The organism is Rhodococcoides kroppenstedtii, from assembly GCF_900111805.1.
Classification (GTDB): Bacteria; Actinomycetota; Actinomycetes; order Mycobacteriales; family Mycobacteriaceae; genus Rhodococcoides; species Rhodococcoides kroppenstedtii.
This window is the reverse complement of sequence record NZ_FOJN01000008.1, coordinates 45,534-68,112: the sequence shown is the minus strand read 5'-3', so window position 1 is coordinate 68,112 and position 22,579 is coordinate 45,534. Positions and strand designations below refer to the sequence as shown.

Sequence of the window (22,579 nt, the reverse complement as noted above, 5' to 3'; positions counted from 1 at the left end):
CTCGGCCCCCCACCCCCCCGGCGGGTCGCACGGTTCGGTGGCGGGAGACACCCCCCCTGCTCTCCCGCCACCTGCTTTCGTCCGGACTCTCGCGCCTCGACGCCCCCACCGCGGCAAGTAGGCTGCCCCCGGTGAGCCACGATCACTTCTCCGGCCCGGCCCCCATCGGGCGCACCGCCGCCCGGGTCGTCGTCGGACTGCTCACCGTCATCGGACTCGCCGCCGTCGTCGGCATGATCCTGCTCTGGCCGAGCGGACGGGACGTCGCGGTCCCCGCCCCGTTCCAGAGCTCCACCGGCGGTGCCGTCACCACGGAGTACGGCACCGTGGTGTCCCAGGACATCGGACCGTGCGGCAGTCCGTCCAACGGCCGCGTGTTCGCAAGCTCGCCCACCCCGCCCACGGTGTCCGGATTCGACTGCCGCAGAAGCATCGTCACCATCGACACGGGCACCAACGAGGGCACGCGCACCCTCCTCGAGATCACGCCGGGACCGGGCACTCCGGATCTGCGGGTCGGCGAGGAGATCCGGCTGGTCCGCGGCACCGACGACACCGGCACCGCGATCTACGCCTTCGACGACTACTCCCGCACCCTTCCGCTCGCCCTCGTCGCGGCGATCTTCGCCGTCGTCATCTGCGTCGTCGCGCGCTGGCGCGGACTGCGCGCATTGATCGGTCTGGGCATCGCGCTGGGCGTGCTCGTCGTCTTCGTCCTCCCGGCCATTCTCGACGGGCGATCGGCCATCCTCGTCGCGCTCGTCGGCGGCACCGTGATCCTGTACGGCGTGCTGTACCTGGCGCACGGACCCAACCTGCGGACGTCGTCGGCCCTGCTCGGCACGGTCGTGTCGATGGGCATCGCCGCCGTCCTGTCCGAGGGCGCGATCCGTCTGACATCGGTGACCGGGCTGTCCGAGGAACAGAACACCGACGTCCAGGCCTACCTCGACCACGTCTCCATCACCGGGCTGCTGCTGGCCGGCTTCATCATCGGCTCGCTCGGCGTGCTGAACGACGTCACCATCACCCAGGCGTCGGCCGCGTTCGAACTGGCCTCGCTCGATCCCGACGCGACCCGGCGGTCCATCTTCGCCTCCGCGATGCGCGTCGGCCGCGACCACATCGCGAGCACCGTCTACACGCTGGTGTTGGCGTACGCGGGTGGTGCGTTGCCGTTGCTCCTGCTGTTCTCGGTGGCCGGCAGGTCGATTCACGACGTCATCACCGGCGACGCGGTGGCCATCGAGATCGTCCGATCGTGCGTCGGCGGTACGGCGTTGGCCCTGTCCGTACCCCTGACCACGGCGATCGCGGTGGTGCTCGCCCGGCCACCCCGCCGTGGTGCGGCACGGGCGGCGGGAAACCGGAAGTCGACGGGGCGGCACGCGGCCGGCTGATCGGGCCGGCTCACCAGGGCCGACTCGCCACGGCCCGGCGACGACGTACACAGAAATCACGAACCGATCCGGTCTCGTGGTTCGTCATGATTGCCGAAACAAACTCGTGTACTGTTTCCCGAGGGTTTGGGGACCCTGCGTGACGGATTCCGTCCGCAGAAACCATCGACACGTGAAGGACCGACGCATGAGCACTACCGCCGCACTGGACGTCGACCGTATCCGGCAGATCCTCGCCACCCACGGCAAGCTCCCGGTGGCGGTCGATGCCGTGGCCGACGACGACGATCTGTACGACGCAGGCCTCACCTCGCACGCCAGCGTGAACGTCATGATCGCCCTCGAAGACGAGTTCGACGTCGAGTTCCCGGACGAGCTGCTGCAGAAGGCCACGTTCTCCTCCATCACCGCCATCGCCGACGCGCTCGCGACGCTGGAGCAGTAGGCCCGTGACCACCCTCGAACGCCCCACCCACGCGCTGTCCGTCGACGACGTCGTCGCCGTGGCCGCCGAGCACGCCGACACCGTCGACCGTGACGCCCGCTTCCCCGCCGAATCCGTGGCGGCCATGCGCGCCGCGGGTCTGCTCTCCGCGTCGATCCCGGCCTCGCTGGGCGGCGGCGGGTACTCGCTGACCGACCTCGCACGCGTCGCACGCGCGCTCGGCGGCGCGTGCGCCTCGACCGCCATGATCTTCGCGATGCACCACACGCAGGTGATGAGCCTGTCGCGCCACGGGCTGTCCTCGCCCGCCCTCGCGGACCTGCTGCGGCGCATCGTGAGCGAGCAGTTGCTGGTCGCGTCGGCCACCACCGAGATCAACATCGGCGGCGACGTGCGGACCAGCGGCTGCGCCGTGGAGTACGACGGCGACCGGTACCGCCTCACCAAGAACGCGCCGGTGATCTCGTACGGCGAGTACGCCGACGTCGTCCTGGTCACCGCCCGTCGCTCCGTCGACAGCGCCCCCAGCGATCAGGTCCTGGTCGCCGCGCTGCGGGAGGACCTCACGCTGGAGAAGACCGGCACCTGGGACACCATGGGCTTCCGCGGCACTTGCAGCCCCGGCTTTATGCTGCACGCGACGGGGTCCGCCGAGCACGTGGTTCCGGCGCCCTACGCGGACATCTCGGCGCAGTCCATGCTGCCGTCCGCGCACGTCCTGTGGGGCGGCGCCTGGACGGGTATCGCCGACGCCGCGGTGCGCAAGGCTCGGACGTCGGTGCAGAAGGCCGCCCGCAAGACGCCGGGCGTCACGCCGCCGGCCGCGGCCCGCCTGGCCGAGCTCATGGTGGTGCACCAGCAGTTGCACGACACGGTCCACACCGCCGCGACCACGTTCGACGCCCATGCCGACGACGCCCGGTTCCTCGGGTCCATCGGATTCGCTCTGTCGATCAACTCAGTCAAGGTCACGGCGTCGAACCTGCTCATCGACATCGTCGCCCGCGCGCTGCTGATCTGCGGCATCGCCGGCTACCGCGAGGACAGCGAGCTACGGATGAGCCGCCACCTCCGCGACTCCCACGGCTCGGCCATCATGGTGAGCAACGAGCGGATCCTCGCCCACAACGCCCAGCTCACGCTGGTGCACAAGGGCGTGCCGGGCGGGGGTCTCTGACATGACCTCCACCCTCGACAGGGATACGCGCACGGATCTGTCCGACCTCGATCTCGCCCGTGCCGAGTTCCGCGATCAGCTGGTCGACGCCGGCCTGCTGGTCCGCAGCTCGCTCGACGGCCTCTACGGACGCTCCGGCGTGTTCGAGGACGTCATCGACGTCATCGACACCGCCGTCCGCGCCGCCGGCCGCGAGGCTCACGGTAGCTCCGCACAGCGTTTCCGGTTCCCGCCCGTCTTCCCGCGCGAGTCCTTCGAGAAGACCGACTACGTCGCCTCGTTCCCCAACCTCACCGGGGCCATCACCACCTTCACCGGCGACAACCGTGCGCATGCGGAGTTGCTCGCGGCGCGGTCCGCCGGGGAGGACTGGGACCACTTCCTCGGCTCCGCCGGCACCATGCTGGTGTCCGCGGCCTGCCATCCGGCGTACTCCATGCTCACCGGTGATCTGCCCGCCGGCGGGAGCACGCTGGACGTGTACGGCTACTGCTTCCGGCACGAGCCCGCGGTGGATCCGGCTCGCATGCAGGCGTTCCGGATGCACGAGTTCGTTCAGGTCGGCACCCCCGATCAGGCCGTGGAGCACCGCGAGTCGTGGATCGAGCGCGGGCAGTCCGTCCTCGATCACCTCGGTCTCGAGGCCACACCAGTGATCGCCAACGACCCGTTCTTCGGACGGGCCGGGCGCATGCTGGCGGCCAACCAGCGCAACGAGAACCTCAAGACCGAGCTGGTGGTGCGGCTCTACGGCGACCTCGACCAGGGCACCGCCGTGGTCTCGTGCAACTGCCACCGCGAACATTTCGGCCACACCTTCGACATCCGCACCGCGGACGGCGAGGAAGCCCACAGCGCGTGCGTCGGGTTCGGCATGGAGCGCATCGCGCTGGCCATGTTCCGTACCCACGGCCTCGACGTCACTCGCTGGCCCAGCGCGCTCAGGCCGGCCTGATCGCCCCTCGCGTCAAGCTGTTCAGCGCCCGGACGTGCCCTCGCGGCGCGGTGGCACGTCCGGTGGGCTTCAGCGTCACGGTGTGCGGAACACCCGGCGCCAGGTGGAACCAGTTGTCCGACGGTCGGAACCCGTCCACGTCGACGCACACGTACTGAGCGGCCGACTCGGCCGCCACCTCGAGAACCCATGTGCCGTCGTCGGCGGGCTCCACGCCGGCCGTCAGCCCTACCGAATCCTGCACGGGCAGTGCGGGTCCGCCGATCAGCGTCACCGAGCGCGCCAAGACGGCGCCGTCCTGCACCAGGTCCACCACCACGGCGTCCACCGCGCGGGGGCCGAAGCGATGTGCGTGCGTCGCGTCGGTGAAGCGGCCCAGCACCGCATCCACGGTCGTACTCGCATGTCCGTGGCCCGGTAGGTCCACCGGCCACGTCCCGTCGGCGATCACGCTCCCCGTTCGACTCACGGCCCGCACGGTCACGGCGGCGCAAAGTGGATCGGCCCCGTCGTGGACGGCGTGGACGGCGAGCCCGTCCATCCCCTCGTCGGACACCAGCACGGTGGTGGGCGCATGGACCCGCGCCATCGCGTACCACGGAGCCTTGACCTCACCGTCGGAATCCGTGAAACCCCATCCCGCGCCGGGCATGAGGTCCCGCAGCGTGAGCACCAGTGCCCCGCCGCACTCGGAGTCCGGGCGCCGCCAGTACCCCAGCACCGCCGAGGTCGCCTCGCACACCGCGGCGCGGCCGTAGTCGAGGTACCGCTCCGGATCGTCGCGGCGCACCAGGGACGGTTCGACGCCGAACACCGTGCGCACGTAGTGGTCTCGCACGTCCTCGAAGTCCCACGACGATCCCCGGTCCCGCGGCACCGCGGCCTTCCATCGGGGATCGTGCCCGGCGGGGTGGGCCGAGCCGAAACGCGCGTCCACCGAGCGACGTTCGGGCGGGATCGCGAAGGCGAGCGACTCGGCCGCGAAGCGCACCCCGGCCGTGCGCACGTCGGACAGCGGCCGGAGGTACCCGCCGACCCCGAACCAGTGCGCGACGCCCGCGCGGCCGTGCGTGGCCAGGTCCCCACCGGACGGCGACGACGGGACGTACGCCAGATCGGGGTACGACGACGCCAGCAGGTCCGGTATGACGCTGTCCAGCAGCGGAATACGGGCATCGTCGGCGGCGAGACCGAGCATCGTCGGCTGCTGGTAGGTCTCGCTCCCCCCGCTGACGACGACGGTGGCCGGCCCGGACGCCGCGAGAGCCGCGCGAATTTCCGCGACCACCTGCGCGGTGACGACGTCGTCGTCCGGCGGGTCGACGGTGGCGATCATGACGTCCTGCCAGACCATGATGCCTCGCTCGGCGCACCGTGCGTGGAAGTCCGGCGTCTCGTACACCATGGTGCCCGTCAGGCGGATCAGGTTGCCGCCGGACGCGATCACGTCGTCCAGCGCGGCGTCGAGGGCGGTCGGATCGGTCCGCAGCGAAACGGGGTCCAGCGGAACCCAGCAGCCGCCACGCGCGTACACGGGAATGCCGTTGACGCGGAGGGCTTCCCCCGGCCGGGACGGATCGACGTCGACCGAGCGGAATCCGACCGCCGCCGCGATACGGGTGCCGGCGGACTCAAGAACCACGTCGTGGAGCGCGGGACGGCCGTGCGTGTGCGGCCACCAACGTTCGCGCTCTCCGACGTCGACCACGGCGTCGACCGATCCGGAGCCGTCCACGGCCACCGGGTAGCTGTCGCCTCCGATCGAGACCGTCACGTCGGAGTCCGCGCGTCCCGTCACGTGAATCTCGCAGCGGCCGTGCGTCACTCGGCCGCGCACCTGCAGGTCCGGACTCGCCGGGACCACGCGGACATCACGGAACGGGCCCACCGGCACCGGCGCACCGGCGAAGACGGGGGCCCGACCGAGCATCGTGGTCCGCACCCACCGCAGCCCCTGCTGCGCGATCATCGACGAGCGCCACCGTCCGCGGGGTCGTCGACGCAGGTGAGGGGACAGCGCGCGGCAGCACACCGCCACCGCGACGGTCCGGCCGGCCAGGTCGGCGAGGTCGACCACGACGGGGACGAACATCGAGGTGCTCGACGCACGCAGCACGCCGTCCACCCAGACCTCGGACACGGTGGCGAGCCCGTCGAACACGAGCCGCCCGGGGACGTCGGGCACGGTCAGCGTGGTCTCGAACCACCAGTCGGCGCCGTCGAGGTCGTTGGTGCCGAGATCGTTGCCGTCGGATATCTGGCGACCCGCGTCCCGGAGCGCCTCGGCGACCGTCCCCGGCACCCGCGCCGGGATGCGCTCCGCCTCCGGGCCGGGTGGTGCGTCGGCCGCACCGGCGTCCGTGCGGCAGACGGTCCAGTCCGCCGCCACCGGCCCGTACCCGGTGGTCACAGCGCGGCGCGCAGGATGTCGACGGCCTGCTGCCACTTCACGGCCATGGCGTCCAACGGTTCTCGCGGATCGACGGCCCGCCCGCGGGCCGCACGAGCCATCCGGAACTGCACCGACTTCGCGCCCGTCGCGACCTCACGGAACGGTTCGGCGGCCGCGCCGGCGCCCTGGACGCCGCGACCCTCGAGGTACGCCGCCACGTCGGCTGCGAGCTCGGCCGTGGCCCCGCACTGCCGCAGCGTGCCGAACGACCACAGATGGAACGCGTCGGGACCCGACTCGCGAATCCACTCCACGTCGTCGACCACCCGCTGCGCGAGGCCCGCCACCGGGTTGTCCGTCCCCGCCCGTCGCAGATGCGTCCGGGCGACGTCGAGGTCGCGGTCGTCCTCGGTCGGGTCCACCCGAAGAACTCCGCCCTCCAGCGTGATGCGTTCGAGGTACGGCGGGAGCGCGACGGCCCCGTCCGGAACCTCCAGGCCGAGAACGCGATCGAAATCGTTCCCGGACAGCCGGAACAGGCCGGCGTTGTGGAAGTAGTCCATCTCCCGCGCGGCCCGGTCGATCCGGGTGGGCACCACCGTGGTCTTGGTGTGCTGCAGTCCGTACGACACCCCGGCGGTGTCCGGAAGGTGGAACGCGTCCACCTCCACGGTGCTGGCGACGCCGTCCTCGATGTTCTCGATCAGGTGCTCCGCGAACGGCTTCCACACGTTCATCTCGTTCACCTCGATGCCGTGCAGGCGCCGCAAATCCTCCGGCTGGTACTTCACGAAGTCCCACTGCCGACCGTCGAACCCGGCGCCGAGGACGAACGACAAGGCCGGCACCGGATCCACACCCGACGCGTGCAACACCTCGATCCACAGATCGACGTAGCAATTGGTCTCCGACCAGATGCGGTCCGTCGTGTGCACGGCGTGCGGGCGGTACGTGCCCGGCTCGAGACCGTCCAGGAGGGGGGTCGTGGTCTGCACCGTCGTGTCCTCGTTCCTTTGTCGAACCGTTGGTCGTGTCCCCCGACACCGTGTGTGCGCCGATCCCCGCGCGGGACCGGCCGGATTCAGTTGGCCGTGCCGAGCCGGGACCCGATGTCGTCGCCCCAGCTGTCCGGGAACCCGTCCCCGTCGGCGTCCTCGTCGCTCGCCGCCGTGGTGGGAGCCACCGACGTTCCCCGCGGGTCGGTCGCCACGGTGGCGGTCGGCGGTACGGCGGGTCCGGCGCCGTCCGGTCCGTCCATCGGCGTGGCCGTCCCCAGGTACGCCCAGGCGGCGGCACCGGCCGCGACGACGATCAACGCCACCACGAGGACGGCGGTCCACAGGCGGCGGCGCTGCGGGCCGGGCGGTGGGTCGTCGAGCAGGTCCCAGTCCGCGTCGTCCTGCACGGGCGCGGTCTCGACGGCCGAGTACGCGAACGACCGTGAGTCCCGACGGTCGGGCTCTTCGTGCGCGCGGGGCTCGGGACCGGCACCTGGCACAGCAGCATCGGGAGCGGCGGGCCGATCGACGGCAGGTGCCGGGGTCTCGGCAGTCGGGACTTCGGATTCCGGGGAGGGTTCCGGGGAGGGCTCCCGGGCAGCCTCGACGACCCGCGCGGCCGGCACGGCGTCGGCGGCCGCCGCCACCTCCGGCAGGATCGGCGCCAACCGCTCCTCGACCACCGTCCGCACGAGCGGCACGGCCGCCCCGCCGCCGGTGAGCACCACGGCCTCCGTGACCCGACCGGCGTCGCGCACCAGGGCGGCGACCCGATCGACGAGGTCCTCCAGAGACGGCCGGAGAGCGTCCTCGAAATCGGCGCGGGTGATGAGGGTGACCGGCCCGCCCGGACCGGACGCGGGCGTCCGGGCCGCGGTGGACGTGGACAGCGATTCCTTCACCGACCGGCAGAACGTGAGGATCTCCGGGGACTCGCGGTCGCCGTCGCGCGGGCCGAGGATCCCCTGCGCGCGCAGATGGTCGAGCACGATCAGGTCGCACGCGTCGCCGCTCGGCGACGGCCAGCGCACCTCGTCGACCACCCGGTCCTCGTCGACCCCCACCACGGTCACGCCGGTCCCGGTCCGCCCGAAATCGAGGACCACCACGGTCGCGCACCCGGTCCGCACCGGAGCGGCAGCACGAAAGTCGGCACCGCCGACGCCGCCACGAGAGTCACGAGCGTCGTCACGCACCGACGCGACGACCGTCGCGTCGACCGTCTCTCGCATCAGCGCGACTCCACTCGCGTTGTCATCTCTCACAACTCTCCCGGACGGACACTCACCGGCGGATCGGCAAACCGGTCCTCGTGAGCGTTATGGCGGACGAAAGATTCTTCCGGTATGTTAAAGCCAGCAATAGGGTACTGCGCCGTCGTTTCCAGTCACAAACACGACCGGATCACACCTTACTGCCTGGTAGTGCGATGCGCGACCGGGTGGGACGGCATCGGCAGCGCAGCCGATACCCCGGACGTACTGCTCCGAGCGGGGCCGGAGCAGAAGTCGACGGACGGGGGAGACCACATTGCCGGCATCGCCCGCACTCGACCGGTTCGCGAGCGGGAACCAGGCACCTCCTGGTTCCACCTCACAGAAACAGCGATGCGGACGGACACGCCGTGTGCACACGCACACCCACGAGAGGGAAAGGCTATGGACCCCGATGACACCCGCATCCGTGACGGCCACTTCGACGGTGCAGGTCCACATGACCGGCGCCGAGTGGTTCGCCACCACTCCGGGCGGGCTCAATCGTTACTTCACCGACCTGTTCCAGTCGCTGCAGGCTCGGCCGGACACCCGCGTCAGCGCGTCGGCCTTCGGGAACGCGGCCGCTGGTGGGCACTCGTGGGGGCCCAGCTCCGGCTCCACGGTGGCTCGCGTGTGGACCTCCCTCCGCGATGACCGCGGTCTGAGTTCCTCCACCGTCGTCGATCGTCACTTCAGCCTGTTCGGCCGCCCGGCGTTGGGTCGCCGGGGCCGGCTGCCCTCGGTCGCGCACTTCCACGGTCCCTGGGCCGCGGAGAGCGCCGCCTCCGGAGAGAGTCCGGCCGCGGTCCGCGCCAAGTACTGGGTGGAGCGGCTGCGTTTCCTGGACATCGATCGGTTCGTCGTCCTCTCCGAACACTCCGCCCGGCTGTTGCGGACCGACTACGGCGTCGACGCCGACCGGATCCGCGTCATCGCGCCCGGCGTCGACCTCGCTCGCTTCACCGTCCCGGCCCAGCGCCGGTCCGACCGCCCGACCGTGCTGTGCGTACGTCGGCTCGAGAACCGCATGGGCATCGACCGTCTGATCGCGGCCTGGCCGGCGGTGGCGTCGGCCCATCCCGACGCCCGGCTGCTCGTCGTCGGCGAGGGCACGCAGGAAAGTGCGCTGCGCGCGCTCGCCGCGAGCTCGCCCGCGTCGTCGTCCATCGAGTTCCTCGGCCGCGTCGACGACGCGCGGCTGCGCAGCCTCTACGCGGCGGCCACCGTGTCGGTGGTCCCGACGGTCGCGCTCGAGGGCTTCGGGCTGATCGCCCTGGAATCGTGCGCGGTCGGGTGCCCGCCCGTGGTCACCGACTGCGGCGGTCTGCCGGACGCCGTCGCCGGTCTCGACCCCTCGCTCATCGTTCCGGCCGGGGACAGCGACGCGCTCGCGGCCCGCCTCACCACCGCTCTGGGCGGCGTCGTCCCCGGTGCCGAGGCCTGCCGCGCCCACGCGGAACGCTTCTCCTGGGACTCCGCCGCGGCCGAGCACGTCGAGTTGTACCGGGAGGTGGCGTCGTGACCCGGGCCCTGTTCCTCGCGCACACCGCCGCCCCGTCGGGCGCCGAGATCGCCCTGCACCGTCTGGTCCGCTCGATGCGCGACACCGACGTCACCGTGGCGTTCACCGAGTACGGCCCCATGGTCGAGCGTGTCCGGGCCGACGGCATCGACACCGTAGTCGTCGACGGGTCGTTCGACAGCCGCACGGTGACCATCGGGGGCCTGTCCCCGGCGCGGGTGCTCCGCGGCGTCACCGGACTGGTCCGGCTGGGCTGGGAGGTCGGCCGCGTCGCGCGCGAGCGCGGCGCCGACGTGCTCGTCGCCGAGTCCACTAAGGCCCTGCTCATGGGCACCGTCGCGTCACGACGCGCCGGCATCCCGCTGGTGTGGCATTCGCACGATCGCATCTCGGCCGAGTACTTCGGCACCGTGCTGTCCGCCGTCCTGCGTCTACTGGGCCGGGTGGTCTGTGCCGGCTTCGTCGCCAACAGCGTGTCGACGCTCGACTCGCTGCCCGCGCGTCGCCGCCCGTCGGTGGTCGCGTACCCGGGCATCGACCCGACGGGCCGCAGCCCGCTGCGCCGCGCGCAGGCCGAGCCCGACCGCACGGTGCTGTGCCTCGTGGCGCGCCTGACGCCGTGGAAGGGGCACGTGGTGCTGCTCGACGCGCTCGCGCGGATGACGACGCGCCCCGAGCGGGTCTACCTCGTCGGCGGCACGTTCTTCGGTGAGGAGCCGTACCGCGAGGAGCTCGAGGCGCGCGCGGCGACGCTCGACGTCCCCGTCCTGTTCACCGGTCACGTCGACGATCCCACCGAGTACATGCGCCGGTCCGACGTCCTGGTGCACTGCACCCTCACCGCCGAGCCCTTCGGTCAGGTGATCGTCGAGGGCATGCTGGCCGGCTGCGCCGTCGTGGCGTCGGGACCGGGCGGGCCCGCCGAGATCGTGCGCGACGGGGTCGACGGCCTGCTCGTGCCGTCGGGGGACCCGGCCGTCCTCGCCGCGGCGTTGGACCGCCTCGTCGCGGACCGTGGTCTGCGCGCGCGGCTGGCCGAGGCCGCGCCGGCCCGCGCCGCCGAGTTCGACGTGGCCGAATCCGCCCGTGCCGTCGAGGATTTCCTCGCCCGCATCGTCGGTCGGCCCGCGCCGGTGCGCGCGCTGCCCGGGTCGGAGTCGCAGTCGGAGGGAGAATCCCGTGTGGGATGACGCCACCGACCGCATCGACCTGACGGGACGTACCGAGCCCGGCGCACCCGAGGCAGCCGCACCCAGGACTCCGCGTCGGCGCCTGCGTGTTCCGCCGCGCCTCGCGGCGATCCGCGACATCGCGTTCGTCAGCTTCGGCAAGTACGGGCAGTACCTGGTCACCATCGTCACGCTGCCGTTGACCGCCCGCATCCTCGGTACCGAGGGCCTGGGCCTGCTCGCCATCGGCATGTCGGCCTACTTCATCGGCGCGCTGCTGGTGGACATGGGCATTACGACCTTCCTGGCCGCGATGATGAACGCGGACAACGTCAATCGCCTGCGCGGCAACTACCTGGCCCTGCGCGCCGGGGTGCTGAGCACGATGGGCGTCGCGCTCGCGCTGGGCATGCTGATCGACGCCCACGTCCACCTCCACATGGTGCTGCTCGGACTGTTCGCGGGCGGGGTCTCCTCGTTCGGCGACGACTGGGTTCTGGTGGCGGAGGCCAGGTTCGGCATCGGCGTCGTGTACCAGTCCATCGGCCGCGTCCTCTACCTGGTGCTGCTTGTCGGTCTGCTCCCGCACTTCCCCAGCGCGTCGGTGGCCATGCTGTGCCTCCTGCTCTCGACGCTGGTGAACGTGGTGCTCACCTGGCGCCTGACGCTCACCGAGCACGGTCTGCCGTCGCGGCCCGACGGGGTGCTCGCCATGGTGAGAATGGGTGCGCCCGTGCTCACGTCGCGTCTGCTCATCACCAGCTACGGCCAGGGCGCGGCCAGCTTCTACTCGGTCGCACTCACCGCGGCGTCCCTCGGATTGTTCTCCGCGAGCGACCGGTTGGTGCGGGCGTTCCAGTCGTTGCTCGACGCCATCGGTTACGGGTTGCTGCCCCGGCTCGCTCGGGGGCGCGAGGATCACTTCTGGGGCAATGCGTTCCGCGGGCTCCGAGCCACCGTCGCCATCGCCGCGGGCGTCTCGGTGGCGCTGTGGATCGCCGCCCCCTGGGTCATTCCACTGATCTTCGGCGCCGAGTTCACCGGCGCCGTCGAGATCATGCGCGTGCAGGCGTTCATTCTGCCTTTCACCGCGCTGACGTCGTTCGTCACGACGGCCGTGCTGCCGGTCCAGCAGGACACCCGCGGGACCTTGATCGGGGCCGTCGTCGGTGCGATTTTCGCGGGCGGCGCGCTGCTCGCCGCGGTGGCCACCGGGTCGGTCTGGGCGCTGGTCTTCGGCACGTTCACCTGCGAGATCGCCGTTGCCACCTGGTATCTGCTGCGCGTGCGCATGCTGCGTCGGCGCAGCGACGTCCGCCAGGACGACGCGATCACCGAGCCGCTCGTTCCGGTGCGGCTTGCCGCTCCGGGAGGTGAGCGATGAGAATCCTCTTCCTCGGTGACGACTGGGTGGGCAGCAACGCACGCTCGATGGCCGACGGGTTCCGCGAGGCGGGTCACGACGTCCTGGTGATCGACACGACCCCCGTCGCCCTCCCCGGTCGACTCACTCCGCCGTGGGTCTACGCCAAGCTCGGTCGCGGCCGCGCGCCGTGGGTGCTGGCCGATCTGCATCGGCGGATCGACGCCGCGGCGCGGGATTTCCGGCCCGACATGCTGTTCTGTTTCCGCACCGTGCATCTGGACCAGGATCGGCTGCTGGCCCTGCCCGCCGCCGTCCGCGTGCACTACAGCCCGGACGACGTCGCCAACCCGTACAACACCACGCCCGAGTACCTGCGGCGCGAACGGGACTGGGACCTGGTGATCACCACCAAGGAACACAACGTCCCGGAACTCGCCGAGCGCGGGGCGCGGGAGACGCTGTTCGTCCTCAGCGCCTACGACCCGGCGTGGCACCGGCCCACCGCGCGACGATCCCCGCAGGAGTTCACCGTCGGCTTCGTCGGCGCGTGCCGCCCCGACCGGCGCGACTTCGTCACCGATCTCGCCCGCATCCACGGCGCACGCATGGCCGTTCTGGGTCCCGGCTGGCGTCGTGTTCCCGCGCTGCGGGCCACCTCGGCGCACCTCGGCGGTGCGGTGTACGGCGAGGAGTTCTCGGGCGCCGTCGCCTCGATCGGCGCCAACCTGGTGCTGCTGAACTCCGACAACCGCGACACCCACACGTGCCGCACCTTCGAGGTGCCGGCGGCGGGTGGACTGTTCGTCGGGGAGCGCACGCACGAGCACGCCCGGCTGCTCGACGACGGAACCGAGTGCCGCCTGTTCTCCACCCCCGAGGAGCTCGCCGAGATCCTGGCGTGGGCCGAGACGGAACCGGACAAGGCCCGGGACATGGCCGAACGCGGCCGGGTCCGCATCGTGGCCGACGGTCACGCGTACGTCGACCGCGCCCGCGAGATCACGGCGGCGATCCGATGAGCGCCGTGACGTCCGTCGTGGTGACGGCACTCGCGCTGACGGCGCTGCTGATCGCGGGCCTGAACCTGCGCGGCGTCGCGCGCGTCTTCGTGGTGGCCCAGGTCGCGTACTGGTCGCTCAGCTACGTCGCACGCCCCGTCGTGCTGCTGTGGGTGCTGCCGGAACCGCAGTTCGCCGACAGTCTCGCCGACCCGCGCCTGGCCACCATGGGCTACGACAAGGGCATCGCCGAGGTGCTGAAGCCGGTGACGTTCGGCCTGTGGTTCTACGTCGCCCTGGTGGTGGCGTACGTGCTGTGGCAGCGCTCCCGGAACGTCGTCCCCCGCTCCCCCGTCGCCCCGACCGCGGACCCGGATTTCTTCCGCGGTCTCGCCGTCGTCTACGTGATGGGTCTCGGCGGGCGCTTCGTCTCGTGGGCCACCGGCAGCGCCGGTTCGGCCGGCGAGGTCACCAGCGCCAACCCCTTCCTCGATTTCGCCGCCACCATGGCCACCGTGGGTGCGTTGGGGCTCATCGTCTTCGCCCGCCCGGCGACGTGGCAGCGCACCACGATCCTGCTCGGCTTCCTGCTGGGCATGGAGCTGGTCTGGACGGTGATCGTGGAGTCCAAGACGCCCGTCATGGGTGCGGCCCTCGCGGTCGCGGTGCGGTTCGCCTTCATCGGCTGGACCCGCCGGACCGTGCTCGGCGTCGCCGGCATCTCGGTCACGGCGATCGGCGCGTTCGGCCTCCTGCAGGCGCTCAAGGTCGATCCGGAGACCGAGGCCATCAGTGCGCTCGCCGAGGCGAGCTATCCCCCTGTGGTGCAGCCGTTCCTGCCGATCCTGCGCCGGTTCGACCTGCTCGAGGCGGCCACCGACGCGTACTTCATGAACGGGCGGGAGTGGATCTCGCACCTCGACGTCGCGCGCAACGCCGTCCTCAACTTCATTCCGTCGCAGATCCTGGGGGCGGAGAAGTTCCAATCCGGAACCGCCTGGGCACAACAGGTTCGCGGCTCCTCGGTCGACATGCGGACCGTCTCGGTCTCGCTCGCCGAGGGCAACATCAGCGAGGGTTTCGTCCTCGGCGGTTACGCCGGGGTGGCGGTCTCCATGACCTTCACCTTCGTCATGGTGCTGATCACCGTGCGCATGCTCACCGCGCGCCACTTCGTCCCGGTGGTGCTCGGGCTGACGCTCATCGAGTACCCGGTGCTCTTCGAGCGCGGAATCCTCGGCACCACCGAATCTCTCGGCAAGTCTCTCCAACTCGCGATCCTGGTCTGGATCGTGACGCTCGTGGTCGGGGAGTACGGCAGACAGTCGCGGGCGATACCGCCGCCCACGACCTTCGACTACCCCGACATCGACAGTCGACGTAAAGGATCGCCATCATGGGTCTGAACGATTACTTCGAGATCGCCAAGCGGCGCTGGATGATCATCCTCGCGTGCGTCGTCGCCGGGATCGTTGCCGGCGCGGTGTACACCTCGTCGCTCACCTACTCGTACACCGCGCAGAGCCGCATGTACGTCAGCATGGCGACCGGGACATCGGTGTCCGACTCGTACCAGGGCGGAATGGCTGCGCAGCAACGCATCACGTCCTACGTCGACCTCGTCACCAGTGACCGCGTCATGAACGACGTCATCACCGAACTCTCGCTCGACACCACGGCCGCCGAGCTCGCCTCGCGCACCACCGCGACGTTCGCCCCCGCCACGGTCATCATGACGGTCGACGTCTCCGCCGACACCCCGGACCAGGCGCGCGTGATCAACGATCTCGTCGTCGCCAAGTTCCGAGATCTGGTCGGCGAGCTCGAGAGCACGCAGGTGGGCGCCGCCCCCGCCGCCAAGGTGACGGTGATCGACCCCGCCACCACGCCGTCGGCGTCCGCCGGCCCCGCACCCACCAAGAACCTCGCGGCCGGCACGATGGTCGGCCTCCTCCTCGGCTGCGGACTCGCGTACCTGCGCGACCGGCTGGACAAGCGCATTCGCACCACCGGCCAGGTCGCCGCGCTGAGCACCACGCACTTCCTGGGCGGTGTCGAGGCGTCGTCGCGCACCACCGACACCCGCCGCGTCGCCCTGCGTCTCGACGGCGTGCTCGCCGAGGCGTCGCCGCGCGTCGTCGTGTTCGTCGGGTCGACGGCCGCGTCGTCCCGGTCGCGCCAGTCGACCGCGTCCGACACGGTGCTCCCCGTCGCCCGCGCGCTGGCGGTGCTCGGCAAGTCGACGCTCATGGTCGACGCCGCCACCTCCGGCCGCGGCATCTCCTCCCGCATGCGTCCGGCCACGATGCCGGGCGTGGCCGACCTGGCGCATCAGCGTCGGTCGGCGAGCGAGCTGACCCGACCGACGCAGGTCGGCGATCTGCGGGTCCTGCCGCTCGGCCAGGTGGACGGCGACACCGCCACGTTCCTCGTGTCCGCACGCTTCGCGACGATCCTGCAGGAACTCGGCCGCGAGCACGACTACGTGCTCGTCGACGCCACCGGGACCACCGACGGCACCGACGCCCTCGCCCTCGCCGCGCACGCCGACCACACCGTCGTGGTCGTCGAGGCCGGCACCACCACGGTGGCGGACCTCGAGGAGGTCCTCACCGAGCTGACCGACATCGGCGCGTCCGTGGCCGGCACGATCCTGGTGCCGCATCGCCCGGCGAGCTTCTCGCCCGCCCTGCTCCGTCGCCGCGGGCAGGACGCCGCCGCCGACACGCTCACCCCGGCGGCGGCCGCCCCCGCGCCCACCCCTGCCCCGGCCACACGGCGGCCCACTCCCCGCCGCGACGAGGCACAGAACGAGGCCCGTCCGTACCAGGACCCCACCGAGCCGTACGACGACGACCACCAGGGTCACGACGGCCGTCGGGGCTACGACGCCGGCTACGACGAGCACCGGGGCCACGACGACCACGGGCAGTACGACGACCACGGGCAGTTCGACGACTACCGGGGTCACGACGGTCGCGAGACCTACAGTGCGGCCGTGTCGCCGGCCGACGCCGTGACGGACCGGCTCACCGTGGTCGAGCATCACGACGCCGCGGCGCGGGACGAGCACGTCGACCGCGACGACGCGGACACGTCGGCGACCGAGGATGCCCCGGAGGCCGAGGGCGCGGACTCGACGGCGGAGTCGACCGAGCCCGACGTCGCGTCGACGGAGTCGTCCGACACGGAGTCGTCCGACACGGAGCTGTCCGATACCGCGTCGACGGGCACCGGGACCGACGAGTCGCCGGAGGTGGAGGAATCGGCACCCACACGAGTGGCGCCGAAGAAGACCGCGCCGTCGTCCTCGGCGCTGCGCCGAATGCGCTCGCGCGGTGCCGGTTCCGGCCGCAACCCGTCGTCGGAGGATTCTGCATCCGAGTCCGGGAACGGCGACGAGGATGCGTCCCCGTTCGCGGGAGCGCGCAACGGCCGGGTGCACCGACCGTCGAGCCTGCGTCGTCACACGGACTGATCCACCCGCCCACATTAACCCGCCCCTCAGACGCTCGGCACCGAAGGAGTTCTGCCCGATGACCACGTCCCCGACCTGGTTCGGATCGACGGACCGCCCCCTGTTCGGGGTGGTACACCTGCCGGAGGGCGGACGTGCCCGAGCGGGTGTGCTGCTGTGCCCGCCGATGGGCAAGGAGCACGTGGACACCTACCGCGGGATGAAGTTCCTCGCGCAGGAGCTGACGGCGGCGGGGTTCGCGGTGCTGCGGTTCGACTATGCGGGCGTGGGTGATTCGTCGGGCGAGCAGGACGCCTCGGATGCCCTCGCGGGCTGGACCGCGAGCATCGCCGAGGGCGTCGCGGCGCTGCGCGAGATGGGGTGCCGCACGGTCTCCGCGATCGGTCTGCGCGTGGGCGCACTGCTGCTCGATCACGCCGCCGCCGATCTCGGGCCGCTGCACACGGTGGTGTTGTGGGATCCGACCCCGCGTGGGCGGGGCTACGTGCGTGAGCAGCAGGCGCTCTATCGGCTGGGCGTCGGGTCGGACACGGATCCGGCACCGAGCGACGGCGCCGAGCTGCACACGCTGGGACAGACCCTGTCCCGCGAGGCGGCGGCCGAGCTGTCCGCCCTGAACCTCACCCTGTCCGCCCCGACCGTCGGCACCTGGATCGCCGCGCTGCGTGAGGGCGGCGCCGCGGCGCGCCTGTCCGCCACTCTCGAGGCGGCCGACGCCCGCACGATCGACGTGGGCCCGATGGCCGATTTCGTCTCGCCCGCCAGCTTTCTGGTGCCCATCCCTGCCGATGCGGTCCGCACGATCGTCGGCGCGGTCGACGACGCACACGACGGCCTGGCGGCCGACCCGGTGTCGTTCACCCCGCGTCGATCGGCGACGATCCGCACCGGCGGCGGCCACGTGACCGAGACCATCGACGCGCTCGGTGAACACGGGCTGTTCGCCATCAGGACCACGCCGACCACTCCCGAGGACGGGCCGGCCGGGCGCGACGCCGACGCCACGGTGGTGTTCTGCGCGACGGCCAACGACACGCGCATCGGGCCGGCGCGGCTCTGGGTCGAGTCCGCCCGTCGCGCAGCGCTGTCCGGCCGCAGCGCCCTCCGATACGACCGGCGCGGCGCCGGGGAGACCGGCCCGGTGACGGCGCGCGAACACACCCCGATCTACTCGCCCGAGGGTGCCGACGACGTCGTGACCGCGGCGCGGGAGGCACACGCCGACTCGCGTCGAGTGGTGTTGTCGGGCATCTGTTCCGGGTCGTGGAACGCCGCCTACGCGGCGTCGCGCACGGGCGCGGCCTCGGTGGTGCTGGTGAACGCCATCGGCTACAGCTGGCGCCAGAAGAAGTCCGCGGTCGGCGCGGTGGATCCGGCGACGATGGGCGTGCCGCGCACGGACCCGGAGTGGCAGAAGACGCCGCGGGCACGCATCAAAGCCGCTCTGCAGAAGCATCTTCCGTACCGGGCGTGGCTGTTGCTGGGACGGCGGGGCATCACCCAGGTGCCCGAGGTCCTGCTGAGCACCCTGGCCGAGCGCGGGGTGCAGACCACGGTGGTGCTCGCCCCGGCGGACCACCGGTGGTTCGTCGACCAGCGCGGGACGGAAGGGGTCCGCCGGATCGCCCGCACGGGCCGTGCGCCGTCCGTCGTCGAGGTCGGCGTCGGCGATCACTCGGGGTTCCACCACACGTTCCGCGCCGCGGTGACCGACGCCGTGCTCGGCGCGCTGTCGGTGACCGAGGCTCACCGGGACGGAGTGCTCAGCGCATGACGTCCTCCGGTGTCGACCGCCGACGATTGCTGCTCGGTGGTCTCGGCGCAGCGTCGCTGCCCCTCGTGGCCGCGGCCTGCTCGCGTGACGACGACGCCCCCACGACCGAATTCGCCAACGCCCCGATCGGCGACGCTCCGGCCGCCCGGAACGTCCGCGACTTCGGCGCGACCGGCGACGGGACCACGGACGACACCGCCGCGATCGCGCGGGCTTTCGAGGGCCTCGACCGTCCGACGGCGGTGTATCTGCCGACGGGGACGTACCGCGTCACGTCCTGGCCGACGATGCCGGACTACGCCACCCTCTCGGGAGACGGCGCCGACGTCACGACCGTGCTGTACGAGCAGAACGGCACTCTGATCGAGCTGCGGGACAAGCAGCGAGTGAACTTCCGGCGGCTCGGGTTCTTCCTGACCGGCCCGACGGCCACCGGCATCGTGTTGGCCGGCTGCTTCCGTTGTTCGTTCGATTCGGTGACCGTGCGGGGCAACCACTCGTCGTCGACGTTCCCGCAGTTCGTCGAGCAACGCGGAATCGTGCTGTCCGACAACACGGGTGGGACCACGTTCACCAACTGCGACATCAACAACTTCGGAGTCGGCCTCACCACCCGGACCATTCAGAACTACGTCACGGCGTCGAAGTTCACCAGCAACCGCGTCGGGGTGCTCGGCACCGGCGGCGACTTCACCGCAGGGCTCGCGCTCACCAACGTGGAGTTCGTCTCGGACAACAACCGGGACACCACCGACAAGCACCTGGTGGTGGACGGCCCGGCCAACGACTGGTGGCTCACCAACGTCTGGTTCGAGGGGTCGGACGTCGCGGTGTCGGTCGGGGCGCCGGACGTCGGCGGCCCGTCGCAGTTCGGCATGGTCAACTGCAAGGTCGCGGCGCGGACCACGTGCATCGAACTGCGCTACTGCCGACAGCCGTACCTGGCCAACGTCATTCTCGATCCGGACCCGGACAGCACGCCCGCCGAGGTGGTGATCGACCCGGTGCACACCCCGACCGGCACGGCGATCAATCTCATCTCCGGGTCCGACGACGACGTCGACTTCTCGGCGTTCCCACCCGACTGGACGGTGACCGGCCGCGGCGCCTCCGCGGGCGCGACGTACACCGGCACCGTCGTCGCCCGGGCCACGGGCGACGACGATCTACTGCGCACCGAACGGGACGGACGCACCACCGCGGTGGTCCGTCCCGACGGCACCTGGGTCTCCGACGATCCCGGAGCCGGTGTGGTGCTCAAGGATTCGGACGGCGGGTACTGGCGACTCGTCGTCGGGACCGACGGGGCGCTGCGCACCGACTCGCTCGGCCGGACCCGACCGTAGTGGGCTCCGCCCCCGTGCGCCTTTTGCACATCCCTGGATGTGCAAAAGGCGCACGGGTCAGATGACGCCGAGGTTCTGCCCCGTCACCTGTCCGGAGTTGGAGATGGTGAGCCGCCAGGCCTTGCCGTCGGGCGAGACGACGATCGGTCCCCCACCGGCCGACACCGTCTTGCCGCGACCCTGGACGGCCCACCCGCGGGGGAAGGTGTTCAGCGGGAAGTCCGCACCCTGACTGGTGATCAGGTTGACGGCGGTCCCCTCCGGGACGTTGTTCGGGTCGATGCGGATCAGGCGGGGCGTCGACTGCTGGTCGGGATCGAAGGCCACGTTGGCCAGGTAGGGCTGCCGGCAGTGCATGAGGTCGAGTCCGATGGTGCGCGCGGCGACCTTGCAGTTGACCATGCCGAACTGCGACGGCCCACCCACTCCGGCTTTGCCGATCTGCAGGGCGGTGCCGGCACCTTCGAACCAGACGTTGGTGAGCCACCAGTCGTTCGCGCGGCCGTCCACGAGCAGGTGCACCGACGTCGTCTTCGGGTTGATGTCGGAGGTGAATTCGACGTTGGCGAGCGACATTCCGGACGCGAAGTTGTTCCCCGTGCCCAGCAGACTCACCCAGTTGGTGGTGAACTTGCAGTTCGCGATGTAGGACTGGATCGCGGTGGTGGACATGGCGGTGCCGTAGTTGTTGAAGTCGCAGTTGACGAACGACGTGCCGCCGGTGTTGTTGATCAACGACACCCCGCGCTGCGGGAGGAACCGCGGGTGGGTGCCTGCGGTGTGGTTTCCGCGGAAGACCACCGAGTCGAACGAGCACCGGAAGCACTGATCGAGCACCACCGCAGTGGAATTGGGGTCCAGCGAGAAGATCCCGAGGTTCTTGATGGCCACGCGCTGCTTGTTCTTCAGGGTCAGCAACGTTCCCGACGCGGCGTGGATGATGGTCGTCAGATCCGCGCCGGCGCCGAAGACGGTGGCGTAGTTGTCGAACGCGGGAAGCGATCGCACCCGGTACTCGCCCGGCGGGAAATAGAGCGGCCGTCCCTGCTGTTGCGCCGCGGTGTACGCGGCGGCGATGGCCGCGGTGTCGTCCGCGGTGTCGTTGCCCTGCGCGTTGAACGGTGCCGCCTTGACGCTGACCCAGCCGAGCAGGGAGCCGGGATCGGTCTCACCCGCGGTCATCTCGACGGCGACCGGGTCCCGCGTCGAGCCGACCAGCGCGGCCGCTCCGACTCCTGCCGCCACTCCGCCGACGAGCAAAGACCGTCGACCCATCTTTTCCATACGCCCCGGACCCACCATGGAACCTCCTCGCTCGCAGACGGGATGCCACGCCCCCCCCGGTCACCCCGGGCACAGAAAAGCACCGGTGGGACGCCGTGCGGGTGCGACTCGCCGGAGGTGCGTGATCGAAAACACCTGTGGCGCAAACAGACCGACCACCGCGATCGACAATCCGGCCGATGCCGGACCTGCGCCCTGTTTCGAGGGGGGCGAGTCGGCGAACCGCCGAGATCGGCGCGTCCGAGGGTCAGGACGCGCCGAGCATCCAGCGGGGGCGTGTCCAGACCTGCCAGTGCTCGAGCCGCTCGAACCCGATGTGCTCGTACAGCGGCGCACCGGGGATGGACGCCAGGCACAGATCCTCGGTGGGACCGCGCGTTCCCGCGTCGATGTGCTTGACGCCGGCCACGAGCCGGGAGGCGTGCCCACGACGCTGCCGCGCCGGGTCCGTCGCGAGCGTCCACCCCACGGACGTTCCCTCCGCACGACAGAGCAGCCCGCAGGAGACCATCGACGACGTCTCGTCAGGGGCGCCTTCCCACAGCCCGCCGAAGACGACGTCGTCCCGCGCGAGGAGATCCTCGGTAAAGACGGCGCCGGCCAACTCACGGCCGAGTCCGAAGGCCTCGCTCGCAAGTTCGCGGGTGCGGGGCAGGTCCGCGGGGGTGATCTCGCGCACGTCGACCGCCGCGACGCCCGCGTTGGCGGGGCGGCGCATGAGCGGCATCGCCCGCGCGGCGACCCATCCCGCGTCGGCCATCACCTGCGCACCGGACAGGCCTTCCCCGGCGAGCATGATCAGGCCGGGCACTCCGTGGTCCGCGAGGGCCGCCATGGCCGCGGCCACCAGAACCTGCACGTCACCGCCGTGCACCAGCGCAATGTTGTAGTCGATCTGCTGCGTACCACTGAAGGCCGTCCAATGGTGCTCACCGACGTCGTGAGTCGTGACAGCCCACGGGGCGGCGGATTCGCCGAAGGCACGGCGGACGCGATGAAGATCGGACACAACGGACACC

Annotated in this window: 17 protein-coding genes; 12 read left to right on the top strand and 5 right to left on the bottom strand. The window is 71.1% G+C overall.

Annotation, left to right across the window (positions count from 1 at the left end; translation table 11 throughout):
• Nucleotides 1–131: 131 nt before the first annotated feature.
• The 4 genes from BMZ18_RS10775 (at nt 132) to BMZ18_RS10760 (ending at nt 3,977) form a co-directional block, all read left to right on the top strand.
• Nucleotides 132–1,400, top strand: coding sequence for a YibE/F family protein (locus tag BMZ18_RS10775; protein WP_082895060.1), 1,269 nt, complete (start codon nt 132–134; stop codon nt 1,398–1,400).
• Between the two features lie 187 nt (nt 1,401–1,587).
• A complete protein-coding gene (locus tag BMZ18_RS10770; RefSeq protein ID WP_068145423.1) occupies nt 1,588–1,845 on the top strand; it encodes an acyl carrier protein in 258 nt (85 codons plus the stop codon).
• A gap of 4 nt (nt 1,846–1,849) precedes the next feature.
• On the top strand, nt 1,850–3,022 hold the full coding sequence (locus BMZ18_RS10765) for an acyl-CoA dehydrogenase family protein (protein ID WP_068363799.1): 1,173 nt from the start codon (nt 1,850–1,852) through the stop codon (nt 3,020–3,022).
• Between the two features lies 1 nt (nt 3,023).
• Nucleotides 3,024–3,977, top strand: a complete 954-nt coding sequence (locus tag BMZ18_RS10760) for an amino acid--[acyl-carrier-protein] ligase (RefSeq protein ID WP_068363802.1) — start codon at nt 3,024–3,026, stop codon at nt 3,975–3,977.
• Here BMZ18_RS10760 and BMZ18_RS10755 read toward each other — a convergent pair.
• The 3 genes from BMZ18_RS10755 to BMZ18_RS10745 form a co-directional block, all read right to left on the bottom strand.
• The gene (locus tag BMZ18_RS10755; protein ID WP_082895061.1) at nt 3,964–6,387 is read right to left on the bottom strand and encodes a glycosyl hydrolase 2 galactose-binding domain-containing protein; all 2,424 of its coding nucleotides are present in this window, start codon (nt 6,385–6,387) and stop codon (nt 3,964–3,966) included. The two genes, BMZ18_RS10760 and BMZ18_RS10755, sit on opposite strands and share 14 nt — an antisense overlap.
• Nucleotides 6,384–7,364: a DUF1839 family protein gene (locus BMZ18_RS10750; RefSeq protein ID WP_068363805.1), complete on the bottom strand. Its 981-nt coding sequence runs from the start codon at nt 7,362–7,364 to the stop codon at nt 6,384–6,386. The genes BMZ18_RS10755 and BMZ18_RS10750 overlap by 4 nt, the downstream gene beginning before the upstream one ends.
• An 86-nt stretch (nt 7,365–7,450) precedes the next feature.
• Nucleotides 7,451–8,599: an Hsp70 family protein gene (locus tag BMZ18_RS10745; protein WP_068363808.1), complete on the bottom strand. Its 1,149-nt coding sequence runs from the start codon at nt 8,597–8,599 to the stop codon at nt 7,451–7,453.
• Nucleotides 8,600–9,080: 481 nt separating this feature from the next.
• Here BMZ18_RS10745 and BMZ18_RS10740 point away from each other — a divergent pair, with 481 nt between their 5' ends.
• The 8 genes from BMZ18_RS10740 to BMZ18_RS10705 are packed head-to-tail and all read left to right on the top strand — an operon-like array spanning nt 9,081 to nt 20,276.
• Nucleotides 9,081–10,145: a glycosyltransferase family 4 protein gene (locus tag BMZ18_RS10740; RefSeq protein ID WP_068363810.1), complete on the top strand. Its 1,065-nt coding sequence runs from the start codon at nt 9,081–9,083 to the stop codon at nt 10,143–10,145.
• Complete coding sequence (locus tag BMZ18_RS10735; RefSeq protein WP_068363813.1) at nt 10,142–11,335, top strand: glycosyltransferase family 4 protein; 1,194 nt, start codon at nt 10,142–10,144, stop codon at nt 11,333–11,335. The genes BMZ18_RS10740 and BMZ18_RS10735 overlap by 4 nt, the downstream gene beginning before the upstream one ends.
• Nucleotides 11,325–12,698 carry a lipopolysaccharide biosynthesis protein gene (locus tag BMZ18_RS10730; protein WP_068363816.1) on the top strand — a complete coding sequence of 458 codons (1,374 nt, stop codon included), beginning with the start codon at nt 11,325–11,327 and terminating at the stop codon, nt 12,696–12,698. Before BMZ18_RS10735 ends, BMZ18_RS10730 begins: the two co-directional genes overlap by 11 nt.
• Nucleotides 12,695–13,699: a CgeB family protein gene (locus BMZ18_RS10725; RefSeq protein ID WP_068363820.1), complete on the top strand. Its 1,005-nt coding sequence runs from the start codon at nt 12,695–12,697 to the stop codon at nt 13,697–13,699. Before BMZ18_RS10730 ends, BMZ18_RS10725 begins: the two co-directional genes overlap by 4 nt.
• Complete coding sequence (locus BMZ18_RS10720; protein WP_068363823.1) at nt 13,696–15,084, top strand: hypothetical protein; 1,389 nt, start codon at nt 13,696–13,698, stop codon at nt 15,082–15,084. Before BMZ18_RS10725 ends, BMZ18_RS10720 begins: the two co-directional genes overlap by 4 nt.
• The gene (locus tag BMZ18_RS10715) at nt 15,075–17,156 is read left to right on the top strand and encodes a Wzz/FepE/Etk N-terminal domain-containing protein (protein ID WP_074922167.1); all 2,082 of its coding nucleotides are present in this window, start codon (nt 15,075–15,077) and stop codon (nt 17,154–17,156) included. Before BMZ18_RS10720 ends, BMZ18_RS10715 begins: the two co-directional genes overlap by 10 nt.
• 58 nt (nt 17,157–17,214) lie before the next feature.
• On the top strand, nt 17,215–18,930 hold the full coding sequence (locus tag BMZ18_RS10710; protein WP_074922166.1) for an alpha/beta fold hydrolase: 1,716 nt from the start codon (nt 17,215–17,217) through the stop codon (nt 18,928–18,930).
• A complete protein-coding gene (locus BMZ18_RS10705; RefSeq protein ID WP_074922164.1) occupies nt 18,927–20,276 on the top strand; it encodes a glycosyl hydrolase family 28-related protein in 1,350 nt (449 codons plus the stop codon). The genes BMZ18_RS10710 and BMZ18_RS10705 overlap by 4 nt, the downstream gene beginning before the upstream one ends.
• Before the next feature lie 57 nt (nt 20,277–20,333).
• Here BMZ18_RS10705 and BMZ18_RS10700 read toward each other — a convergent pair whose 3' ends face one another.
• Entirely contained in the window at nt 20,334–21,551 is a 1,218-nt protein-coding gene (locus BMZ18_RS10700) for a glycosyl hydrolase family 28-related protein (RefSeq protein ID WP_244516490.1), read from the bottom strand.
• A 256-nt stretch (nt 21,552–21,807) separates the two neighbouring features.
• The gene (locus tag BMZ18_RS10695) at nt 21,808–22,578 is read right to left on the bottom strand and encodes a GNAT family N-acetyltransferase (RefSeq protein WP_139203920.1); all 771 of its coding nucleotides are present in this window, start codon (nt 22,576–22,578) and stop codon (nt 21,808–21,810) included.
• Nucleotide 22,579: the final 1 nt, after the last annotated feature.